Genomic DNA, 10,014 nt, shown 5'->3' with positions numbered 1-10,014 from the left:
GGAAGCGCCGGATGTCCTCCCCCTGGTGGGAGGCGGCCAGAACCGGAGGGAAAGCCTGTGCCGCCCCCTGGCTGAGGTGGTCAGAGCCGGATGGAGGCGGCGCGGGTGACCGCCTCCTGGCTTGCGGGCACGAGCGGGAGGCGGACGTCCGGCGTCGGGATGAGCCCGCGGGCGTGCAGCACGCCCTTGATGACGGTCGGGTTGGGCTCGGCGAACAGCGCCGCCGACAGCCGGGCCAGCCGCCGCCCGAGGTCGCGGGCCCGTGCCACGTCCCGGGTGTGCCAGGCGGTCACCAGGTCGGCGAAGCTCCTGGTCTCCAGGTGCGCGGAGGCCAGGATGCCGCCCACCGCGCCGAGCGCCAGCATCGGCGAGATGACCGCGTCGTCGCCGCCCAGCACGGCGAAGCCCTCGGGCACGTCGCCCAGCAGATCGACGGCGTCCTGATCGACGCCGCCCGTCGCGTACTTCACCCCCGCGATGTTCGGGTGCGCGGCGAGCCGCCGCAGCGTGGCCGCGCTCACGGCCTGCCCGGTCCGGTACGGGATGTGGTAGATCACCAGCGGCACCGGCGACTCCTCGGCCAGCGCCTCGAAGTGCGCGATGACGCCGCGCTCGCCGGGCCGCAGGAAGTACGGCACGGTCACCAGCGCCGCGCTCACCCCGGAGGGCAGCGCGCGCAGGGCCGCCGCCGTGCCGCGGGTGTCGTTGCCGGTGACGCCCACCGTCAGCGGGACCTCCCGCTCGGCGCAGACCCGCGCGCACGCCTCGATCACCCGCGCCCGCTCGTCCTGGTCGAGCGCCGCGACCTCACCGGTGGTGCCGAGCGCGACCAGCCCGGACGCGCCCTCGTCGAGCACGTGGCGGCCGAGCTTCTCGATGGCGTCCACGGCCACCGCGCCGGCGGCGTCGAAGGGAGTGATCAGCGGTACGTGGATTCCGGTCAGCATGCTTCGAGCGTGCCGCCCCGCCATACGTTAGGTCCAGCACGGATTTCTTCGTTCGAGCTTAAGCTGAACTTATGCTCGATCCTCGCAAGCTGCACCTTCTCCGCGAGCTGGCCAGGCGCGGCACGATCGCCGCCGTCGCCGAGGCGGTCACGTTCACGCCGTCGGCCGTCTCCCAGCAGCTCAGCGCGCTCGAACGGGAGGCGGGGGTGCCGCTGCTCGAGCGCACCGGGCGCACGGTGACGCTGACGCCCGCGGGTCACCTGCTGGTCGAGCATGCGCAGGCCGTGCTTGAGCAGCTCGAACGCGCCTCCGCCGCGCTCGCCGCCGCCCGCGGCGGGCCCCTGGGTCCGCTGCGCATCGGCGCGTTCCCCACGGCGGCCCGTGTGCTGCTGCCGCCCGCGCTCGCCGACCTGACCGGCTCGCACCCGGGCCTTGAGCCGATGGTGTCGGAGATCGACCCCGCCGACGTCTCGGCCGCGCTGCGGGCCGGGGAGCTGGACGTGGCGCTCGTGCACGAGTACGACTTCGTCCCGCCCGTCACCGACGCGTCCATCGAGACGGAGCCGCTGTTCAGCGAGCCGATGTACCTCACCGACCGGCCGTCGATCGCCGCCGCCCGCGACGACCCCTGGATCACCGGCAAGCCCGGCACGCTCTGCCACCTGATGGCGATCAGGGCCTGCCAGGCGGCCGGGTTCGAGCCGATCGTCCGGCATCACATCGACGACTTCGACACCGTGCTCGCCTTCGCCGCCGCGGGTCAGGGGGTCGCGCTCGTGCCGCACCTCGCGGCCACCGCGCCGCCGGAGGGCGTCCGGCTCACCCCTCTGCCGCTCGGCCGCCGCACGCTCGCGGCCTTCAGACGCGGGAACGGCGAGCACCCGGCCATCAGAGCGGCCGTCACCGCCTTCCGCTCCGCCACCGCCCACCTGCCGCTCTGACCCGGCGGGTCGCGCGGAGAGCGGCGGCCGGTCTATCGGCCGAGCACGGCGTCCAGGGCGGCCACCGCGCTGGTGTGCGCGCGGTCGTACTCCCCCGCCGTCATCGCCACCACGAGCCGCTCATCGGGTACGAGGAGCAGCCGCTGACCGCCGTTGCCGACGGCCTGGGCCCGATCGCCGCCGCGTCCCTCGTGATGATCTCGACGATGAGCGCACTCGCGCCGCCGTAGTAGCGCCACCGCGTCACCCGCTCGGCCGGTCCCATGGTCATCCCTTCGCCGAGCCGGACGTCGCCGCGCGCAGCTCGGCCAGTGCCCGCTCCCACGGGTCGCCGTCGCGGTCGAGGACGAAGCGTACGCCGTCGGCCTGCAGGTCGCGGACGCTGCGCCGGTACGCGGTGCGCGACGACAGCGCCTCGTTGACGAACGGCAGCACCACCACCGGCAGGCCCAGCCCAGGCGCCTCTGCCAGCACGCCCAGCGCGTACGTGTCCGCGATGCCCTGCGCGAACTTGTTGATCGTGTTGTACGTGGCGGGCGCCACCACGAACGCGTCGGCCCTGGGCGGCTTGGGTTCGTGCGGCTTGCGGTAACGGCTGCGCACGGGCCGCCCGGTCTGGCGTTCGAGGGCCGGCACGTCGATGAAGTCGAGCGCCGACGGCGTGGCCACGACCTGCACCTCCCAGCCGTCGTCCTGCGCCATGCCGACGAACCTGCCGACCTCGGAGGCCGCGCCCGCGGCGCAGACCACGAGGTAGAGCTCCCCCTTCACGCGCTGCCCTCCCACACCCGGCGAAACCGATGTCCAGCATCCCCTATTTCGCCGGGAAACGGCCACGCGCGACGACACCCCGCTCACACGCCGCCCGCGCCACCGCGCCCGCCGTCGCACGAATCGCACCACCACACCCGCCGTCACACGAACCGCACCACCACACCCGCCGTCACACGAACCGCACCACCACACCCGCCGTGCCGACCATCCCCGCCGTCAGACGGCCTTCGTGGTCTCCGCGGCCGAGAGCGGCGCGGCGATGTCCTCCAGCCCCTTGCGTTCCGCCTTCACGCCCAGGAACAGCTCCACGAGCCCGCCCGCGATCATGATCAGCGCGCCGATGGTGAACGCCAGCGCCGTGTCCCCCGGCACCCCGCTCTCCACCAGCGAGGAGAACACCAGCGGACCGGCGATGCCGCCCGCCGCCGTACCGATGGCGAAGAAGAACGCGATGGCCATGGCCCTGGTCTCCATGGGGAAGATCTCGCTGACCGTCAGGTACGCCGAGCTCGCCCCCGCCGAGGCCACGAACAGCACCACCGACCAGCACGCAGTCAGCGTCACCGCCGTCAGCGCGCCCTCGTTGAACAGCCACGCCGTGCCCAGCAGCAGCACCCCCGACCCGATGTACGTGGCCGAGATCATCGGAATCCTGCCGATCGTGTCGAAGAGGTGGCCGAGCAGCAGCGGGCCGAAGAAGTTGCCGAGCGCGATGACCGCGAAGTAGTAACCCGTGTAGGTGTCGATGCCGAAGAACGTGGACAGGATCTGCGCGTACCCGAAGGTGATGGCGTTGTAGAGGAACGCCTGCCCGATGAAGAGCGACAGCCCCAGCACCGTGCGCTTGGGGTAGAGCGCGACCATGGTGTGCGCGATCCGGACGAACCCGATCGACTTGCGCTGGTGGATGGTCATCGCCTTGTCGGGCTCCGGCAGGTCGTCCCGGCCGATCTGGCGCTCGACGTCGTCGACGAGCTGTTCGGCCTCGCGGTCCCTGCCGTGGATGAACAGCCAGCGCGGGCTCTCCGGCACGTTGCGGCGTACCAGAAGGATGGCCAGACCCAGCACCACGCCCAGACCGAACGCGACCCGCCACCCGATGTTGACCGGCAGGTCGTTGAGCAGCGGCACGGTCAGCAGCGCGCCGCCCGCCGCACCGAGCCAGTAGCTGCCGTTGATGATGATGTCGATGCGACCTCGATGCCGGCTCGGGATCAGTTCGTCGATGGCGGAGTTGATGGCCGCGTACTCGCCGCCGATGCCGAACCCCGTGATGAACCGGAACAGGAAGAACCACCACGCGCTGAAGGAGAGCGCGGTCAGCAGCGTCGCCACCAGATAGACGACCAGCGTGATGATGAACAGCTTCTTGCGGCCGAACCTGTCGGTCAGCCAGCCGAAGAACAACGCTCCCGAGCACGCGCCCGCGACGTAGAGCGCGGCCGCCGTACCCGCCACCTGCGCCTGTGTGATGTCGAGGCCGCTGCCTGGCGTGGCGAGCCGCGCCGAGAGGTTACCGACGATCGTGACCTCGAGCCCGTCGAGGATCCACACGGTGCCGAGGCCGATGACGATCATCCAATGCCAGCGGGACCATGGCAGCCGATCAAGCCGGGCGGGCACCTTCGTGGTGATGGTGCCGGTTTCAACGTCGCTCATAAGGTCACGTCGCTACCCGGTGAGCGGAATTTCTATCCGGTCGGCTTCCTGGCCTCGACGATCGTGGTGGCGAACCAGGGACCGCCGTACCAGTAGCGCCACCCGGCATCGCGCCGCCGCACGTCGATCACGCCGAGGTCGCGCAGCGTCTGCTCGTAGTCGGGGGCGTGCTGGAAGTCGGCGAGCAGCATGAGCCCGCCGGGCCGCAGCACCCGGTACGCCTCGCGCACGGCCTGCGCGCGGCCCTCGGCCGACGGGATGTTGTGCAGCGCCAGGCCGGAGAGCACGACGTCGAAGCCGTCGTCGCGAAAGGGCAGGTCGCGCAGGTCGCCGGTGACCAGGTCCACCCGGTCGGCGACGCCTTCCGCCTCGGCGTTGGCCCTGGCCGCGGCCTCGGTGTTGCCCGTCTGGTCCTTCGAGAGCCACAGGTCGACGCCGGTCGCCCGGCCGCCGTCGGTCAGCCGTCTGGCGGCCGTCAGCAGCACCGCGCCCCGGCCGCAGCCGAGGTCGAGCACCCGTTCGTCGCCGCGCAGCCGCCGCAGCTCCTCGTCCCAGACCGCGAACTTGCCGCGCCTGGTCGTGTAGAGGTAGCTGAACGCGCTGGCCAGCGTGTAAAGCCCGCCGAAGGTGAACGCGACGCCCGCGGCGGCGACGTCGACGACGAACGAGATCACCGCGAGGGCCAGCAACAAGATCGCGCCCAGGAAGAGGCCCACCAGGGGCCACGGCGCGTCGAAACCGTAACGACCGTGTCGCTTGCGCACACTCAAGTTATATCTCAAGTTTCGCTTGACTGGTATTTGAAGCAACTCTTCCCTTTCGCGCCAAGGGCCCGGAGCGGAGCATTACTACCGTTGCTGGGATGGGCCGTCTATGGGGGTTTGACCAGGCATGACGGGAGCAAATCGACGCTTCGGACTCGGCGCGAGCCTCGCGCTGACGGTGGCCTCGACACTGCTGTGGGGCGTCGCCCACCTCGCCGTGGAGCGCCGCAGAACAGGGCTGGCGCTGATGGCCGCGTACGTGCTGATGCTGGCCGGCGTGCTGACCGTGTTCACCGCGTTCAGCACCCACCTGCTCTCGCTGGCCGTGCAGCCCTACTGGCTGTCCTGGCTCACCGCCGGGGTCGCGGTGATCGCCCTGGCCTGGACCGGCGTGATCGTGTGGTCGTGGCTCCTCGTCCGGCCCGAGCGCTCCGACACCGTCGGCCGCTTCTTCAGCACCACGCTGACGGTCGCGCTGTGCGCGCTCATCCTCGCGCCCACCGTGTACGCCACCCGCCTCGCCTACCTGTCCCGCGACGTCGTCAACACGCTCTTCACGCCCAGCAGCACCACCGCGCCCGTGCTCGCCCAGGACCCGTGGAACGGTGCGGAGCGGGTCAACTTCCTGCTGCTCGGCGGTGACGCCGCGCCGGGGCGTCCGGGGGTGCGTACCGACAGCATCACCGTGGCCAGCGTGGACGTGGAGACCGGCGCCACCGTGCTGTTCGGCCTGCCGCGCAACCTGCAGCGGGTGCCGCTGCCCGCCGGCCCGGCCAGGGACCTCTTCCCGTACGGCTTCACCGGCAGCGGCCCAGACACGCCGGGGCTGCTCAACGAGATCTACCAGTACGCCGAGGATCACCCCGAGATGGTGCCCGGCGTGGCGGCGGGCAAGCGCGGATCCACCCTTTTGAAGGCCACTGTCAGCGACATCCTCGGCATCCCGGTGAGCTACTACGCCATGGTGGACATGAAGGGCTTCGCCGAGATCATCGACGCCATGGGCGGCGTGCAGGTCACGATCAAGGCCCCCATCGTGTACGGCAAGTACCGCGAGGGCCTGCTGCCCGCCGGCACCCGCAAGCTCTCCGGCCAGGAGGCGCTCTGGTTCGGCCGCTCGCGCACCGACAGCGACGACTACGTCCGCATGGGCCGCCAGAAGTGCCTGCTCAACGCCGTCGCCAAGCAGGCCGACCCGGTGACGGTGCTGAACAGCTTCGAACGCCTCGCCGCCGCCACCAAGCGCGCCATCTCCACCGACCTCCCCCAGGACCTGCTGCCCGCCGTCATCGACCTGGCCGGCAAGGTCAAGAACGCCAAGATCCGCAGCCTGAGCTTCGTGCCGCCGCTGATCAACACCGCGTACCCGGACTGGTACCTCATCCGCCGCAAGGTCAAGGAAGCGCTCGACCCGCCCGCCTCGACCACGACCGCCCACGCCCCCACCGCCACCACCACCCCCGCCCAGGACGACCCCCTCACCCTGGACACCGCCTGCCAGTAGGCCCTCCCCGATCGCCGATGAGCCCCTGGGGCTCCGGTGAGTCCCGAGCTCCGGCGAGCCCCGGGCCCCGGCGAGCACGGGCCCCGGCGAGCCCCGGGCCGCGGTGAGCGCGCCGGCGAAAGCCCACCACCCCACCGCCACGCGCCTCGCACCAAGAGCGAGTGGGGCCACTGCGCGGCTCAGGCAGGCGAGCGCCTTGGGCCACTGCAAGCTCGGACCGGTGGGCCTCTCCGGCCGGTTGCAGGCTCGGACCGGTGAGCCACTCCGGCCGGTTGCAGGCTCGGACCGGTGAGCGCCTTCGGACGGGCGAGCGCCCCGGCCCGCAGGCGATGGCACAGCGCCGCCAGCGGGCGCCCTCACGCCCCGGCCCCCGATAAGGCGCGCTACCACCGCCGGCGTGGCGCGCCGCACCCGCCGGCGAGACGCGCCGTGCCCGCCAGTGAGACGCGCCGTGCCCGCCGGTGAGACGCGCCGTGCCCGCCGGTGAGCAGCCTGCGTCCGACGACGAGCTGCCCACGTCCGCCGGTGAGCAGCCCGCGCGCCCGCTGGCGAGCAGCACGTCCCCGCCGATAAGCCGCGTACCCCCACAACCCCCAGCGACGCACTCGGCCACTCGCCCGCCACTCGCCCGGCGCAGCCGAAAAAGGGCTCTCAACCTTCACGCGCTGTGGCATGATGATGACCACCGCAACTGGAAACGGTTTTCATCATCATTCTTGGAGCATCCCGTGAGAGTGGCGTTCGTCGGAAAGGGCGGAAGCGGCAAGACGACGATCTCTGCCCTGTTCGCCAGGCACGTGGCAGGTCAGGGCGCCCCGGTGGTCGCCATGGACGCCGACATCAACCAGCACCTCGCCCTGGTGCTCGGCCTGGACCGCCAGCCCGAGCCGCTGGGCGCCCACCTCACCGAGATCAAAGACCGGCTGCGCGGCACCAACCCCCGCATCCCGTCCGCCGACGCCATGGTCAAGACCACCCCTCCGGGCCGCGGCTCCACCCTGCTCGACTTCGAAGACCTGCTCACCGACCCCTACGGCCTGACCACCCCCGACGGCGTGCGCCTGCTCGCCACCGGCCCGTTCAGCGAGGACGACCTGGGCGTGGCCTGCTACCACTCCAAGGTCGGCGCCGTCGAGCTGCTGCTCAACCACCTGATCGATGGCCCCGGCGAGTACGTCGTCGTCGACATGACGGCGGGCGCCGACTCCTTCGCCTCGGGCCTGTTCACCCGCTTCGACCTGACGTTCCTGGTGGCCGAGCCGACCCGGCAGGGCGTCAGCGTCTACCGCCAATACCGCGACTACGCGGCCCAGTACGACGTCGCCCTGGCCGTGGTCGGCAACAAGGTGCACAACGAGTCCGACGTCGAGTTCCTGCGCGAGCACGTAGGTGACGATCTCCTTACCTGGATGGAGCACTCCGCCGCCGTCCGCGCGCTGGAGCAGGGCCGCCACTTCACTCTCGACGACCTCGAGCCGGCCAACGCCGACGCGCTCGCGCTGCTCCGCAAGACCCTCGACGAGCAGCAGAAAGACTGGGCGAAGTTCGGCCGCCAGACCATCGAGTTCCACCTGCGCAACGCCGAGGCGTGGGGCAACGCCCGCACCGGCCGCGACCTGGCCGAGCAGATCGACCCCGACTTCGTCTACGGCCCCACGACCACATGACTGTGCCGGTCAAGGCTCTGGAGCATGCCCGCTCCAGCGATCTAACGTCCGATTTGAGCCCATCCGAGAGGAGACAGCATGTCGCTGACCGTTCCGAACGATCTGCTCGACCAGGCCAAAGCCGGTGAGGTGGACGACGAGGCGTTCCTCGCCTGCGTCCGCGACTCGCTGCCGTACGCGTGGTCGCTGATCAGCGACCTGGTCAAGCAGCGTGAGCAGAGCGGGGCCGAGTTCGCCGACAACCAGGTGCCGCCGCCGTCGGAAGAGGCACGCGGCCAGCTCCTGCGCTGCATGGCGAGCGACTCGATGCGCGGCGCGCTTGAGCGCCACTACGGCGTGCGCCTGGCCTTCCAGAACTGCCACCGGGTCGCCGTCTTCGACCCGACGGCCACGAAGGCGCTGGCCGACTTCGTCACCCCGCGCGCGCAGATCCTCAACCAGAAACCGGAGCTCGTCGACTGCTGAGCTTCCTCCGGCGAGCCGGCTCCCCGGCTCGCCGGTCGGCGGCCCGCGCGCCACACCGCTCGGAAACGAAGCGGCCGGACAGCGGGCGGTGCGAGCCGCACAGAAGCGGAGCGAGCCGCACAGAGGGCGGTGCAAGCCGCGCAAAGGGCGGTGCAAGCCGCACAGAGGCGGAGCGAGCCGCGTCCGCGGTCAATGGTCGCGGAGCAGCGGCAGCACCTCGGCGCCGAACCGGCTGATGTTCTCCAGCGTCCGCCGGTGCTCGCCGAGCCCTTCCACCAGCAGCACGAAGTGCTCGATGCCGGTGCGTTCCGAGGTCCGGCGCAGGGTGTCGGCGCAGTGCTTGGGCGACCCGACCGGGTGGATCTTCGTGAGCAGTTCGACGTAGTCGTCCACGTCGCGGTGCGGCCGTGGCCGATCGTCCACCGGCTCGTATCCGGCGAGGCCGGGCCCCAGCCAGGCCGGCATCGTACGCATGAGCTCGTGCGCCGCCCCGATCGTCGAGTCGGCCACGTACGCCACCCCCGCCGCCACGTGCTCGACCGGCGGCCCGCCGAAGGCGCGGTAGCGCTCGACCATGGCGGCCTTCTCGTCGTCTCCGATGTGCAGCCCGAGCAGCATGGGCAGCCCGCGCTCGGCCGCCAGCCGCACGGTCGGCTCAGAGGTGCAGGCGACGACCGGCCGCATCCGCGCCTGCGGCACCATCGTCACCTCGCGGAAGCGGAAGAACTCGCCGTCCGCCGAGACCCGCCCATCCGACAGGGCGGCGAGCAGCAGGTCGAGCGACTCGCCGAAGCCCCGCTCGAACCGTTCGAGTCCGGTGCCGAACACCTCGAGGTCCACCCACGGCCCGCCCCTGCCGACGCCGAGCGTGAACCGCCCGCCCGACAGGTGGTGCAGCACCGCCGCCTGCTCGGCGAGCGCCACGGGATGCTGCGTGGACAGCACGCTCACGGCCGTGCCCAGCCCGATGCGGCTGGTACGTCCCGCCGCGACGGCGGCCAGCGTGGTGGGCGACGGGCACACGCCGTACGGCATGAAGTGGTGCTCGGCGATCCACGCGTCGTCGAACCCCGCCTCCTCCGCCGCGACGATCCACTCGACGGCGTCGGCCAGCACCCGCCCGGCCTCCCGCCCGGGGAACAGCCCCGCGACGACAAAGATCCCGATCCGCATGCTCGGAATGATGACCGATGCCAGGGCGCGTATGCGGGCCGACATGCGGAGCCCGCCCACACCCGCCCCGCGCAGCGACACCTGCCCACGCCGGGCGAACACCCGGCACGCATCTCACCC

General features: G+C 71.5%; 10 protein-coding genes. 4 read left to right on the top strand and 6 right to left on the bottom strand.

The window, feature by feature from the left end; all coding sequences use genetic code 11:
- Positions 1–80 precede the first annotated feature (80 nt).
- Positions 81–947, bottom strand: coding sequence for a 4-hydroxy-tetrahydrodipicolinate synthase (dapA, locus tag WBK31_RS36495; RefSeq protein WP_378785818.1), 867 nt, complete (start codon positions 945–947; stop codon positions 81–83).
- A 71-nt stretch (positions 948–1,018) separates the two neighbouring features.
- On the opposite strand from dapA, the gene WBK31_RS36490 reads away from it, so the two are divergent.
- Positions 1,019–1,888: a LysR family transcriptional regulator gene (locus WBK31_RS36490; protein ID WP_378785819.1), complete on the top strand. Its 870-nt coding sequence runs from the start codon at positions 1,019–1,021 to the stop codon at positions 1,886–1,888.
- A 32-nt stretch (positions 1,889–1,920) separates the two neighbouring features.
- Here the strand turns inward: WBK31_RS36490 and WBK31_RS36485 are convergent, their stop codons facing one another.
- From WBK31_RS36485 to WBK31_RS36470, 4 genes are all read right to left on the bottom strand, one after another.
- Positions 1,921–2,127: a hypothetical protein gene (locus tag WBK31_RS36485; protein ID WP_378785820.1), complete on the bottom strand. Its 207-nt coding sequence runs from the start codon at positions 2,125–2,127 to the stop codon at positions 1,921–1,923.
- Positions 2,128–2,155: 28 nt separating this feature from the next.
- Positions 2,156–2,659 carry a flavoprotein gene (locus WBK31_RS36480; protein WP_406673884.1) on the bottom strand — a complete coding sequence of 168 codons (504 nt, stop codon included), beginning with the start codon at positions 2,657–2,659 and terminating at the stop codon, positions 2,156–2,158.
- A gap of 219 nt (positions 2,660–2,878) precedes the next feature.
- On the bottom strand, positions 2,879–4,321 hold the full coding sequence (locus tag WBK31_RS36475) for an MFS transporter (RefSeq protein ID WP_364064395.1): 1,443 nt from the start codon (positions 4,319–4,321) through the stop codon (positions 2,879–2,881).
- A 32-nt stretch (positions 4,322–4,353) separates the two neighbouring features.
- Positions 4,354–5,085, bottom strand: coding sequence for a class I SAM-dependent methyltransferase (locus WBK31_RS36470; protein WP_364064397.1), 732 nt, complete (start codon positions 5,083–5,085; stop codon positions 4,354–4,356).
- 178 nt (positions 5,086–5,263) lie between these two features.
- Between WBK31_RS36470 and WBK31_RS36465 the strand changes: the two genes are divergently transcribed.
- The 3 genes from WBK31_RS36465 to WBK31_RS36455 all read left to right on the top strand — a co-directional run bounded on the left by WBK31_RS36465 (position 5,264) and on the right by WBK31_RS36455 (position 8,721).
- Positions 5,264–6,589: an LCP family protein gene (locus WBK31_RS36465; RefSeq protein WP_406673883.1), complete on the top strand. Its 1,326-nt coding sequence runs from the start codon at positions 5,264–5,266 to the stop codon at positions 6,587–6,589.
- A gap of 728 nt (positions 6,590–7,317) precedes the next feature.
- On the top strand, positions 7,318–8,256 hold the full coding sequence (locus tag WBK31_RS36460) for an ATP-binding protein (RefSeq protein WP_364064402.1): 939 nt from the start codon (positions 7,318–7,320) through the stop codon (positions 8,254–8,256).
- 78 nt (positions 8,257–8,334) lie between these two features.
- Positions 8,335–8,721, top strand: coding sequence for an SCO5389 family protein (locus WBK31_RS36455; protein WP_364064403.1), 387 nt, complete (start codon positions 8,335–8,337; stop codon positions 8,719–8,721).
- 189 nt (positions 8,722–8,910) lie between these two features.
- On the opposite strand, the gene WBK31_RS36450 is transcribed toward WBK31_RS36455, so the two are convergent.
- Complete coding sequence (locus tag WBK31_RS36450; protein ID WP_364064405.1) at positions 8,911–9,894, bottom strand: LLM class flavin-dependent oxidoreductase; 984 nt, start codon at positions 9,892–9,894, stop codon at positions 8,911–8,913.
- Positions 9,895–10,014: the final 120 nt, after the last annotated feature.

Origin of the sequence: Nonomuraea sp. N2-4H, from assembly GCF_045291505.1 — a bacterium.
In the GTDB taxonomy this organism is placed as follows: Bacteria; Actinomycetota; Actinomycetes; order Streptosporangiales; family Streptosporangiaceae; genus Nonomuraea; species Nonomuraea fastidiosa.
The sequence above is the reverse complement of the archived record's forward strand: the minus strand, read 5'-3'. Positions and strand labels throughout refer to the sequence as shown.

Bases quoted from the DNA above. Each gene is read 5' to 3' on its own strand.
- dapA (WP_378785818.1), bottom strand. From the start codon at position 947: ATGCTGACCGGAATCCACGTACCGCTGATCACTCCCTTCGACGCCGCC.
- WBK31_RS36490 (WP_378785819.1), top strand. From the start codon at position 1,019: ATGCTCGATCCTCGCAAGCTGCACCTTCTCCGCGAGCTGGCCAGGCGC.
- WBK31_RS36475 (WP_364064395.1), bottom strand. From the start codon at position 4,321: ATGAGCGACGTTGAAACCGGCACCATCACCACGAAGGTGCCCGCCCGG.
- WBK31_RS36455 (WP_364064403.1), top strand. From the start codon at position 8,335: ATGTCGCTGACCGTTCCGAACGATCTGCTCGACCAGGCCAAAGCCGGT.
- WBK31_RS36450 (WP_364064405.1), bottom strand. From the start codon at position 9,894: ATGCGGATCGGGATCTTTGTCGTCGCGGGGCTGTTCCCCGGGCGGGAG.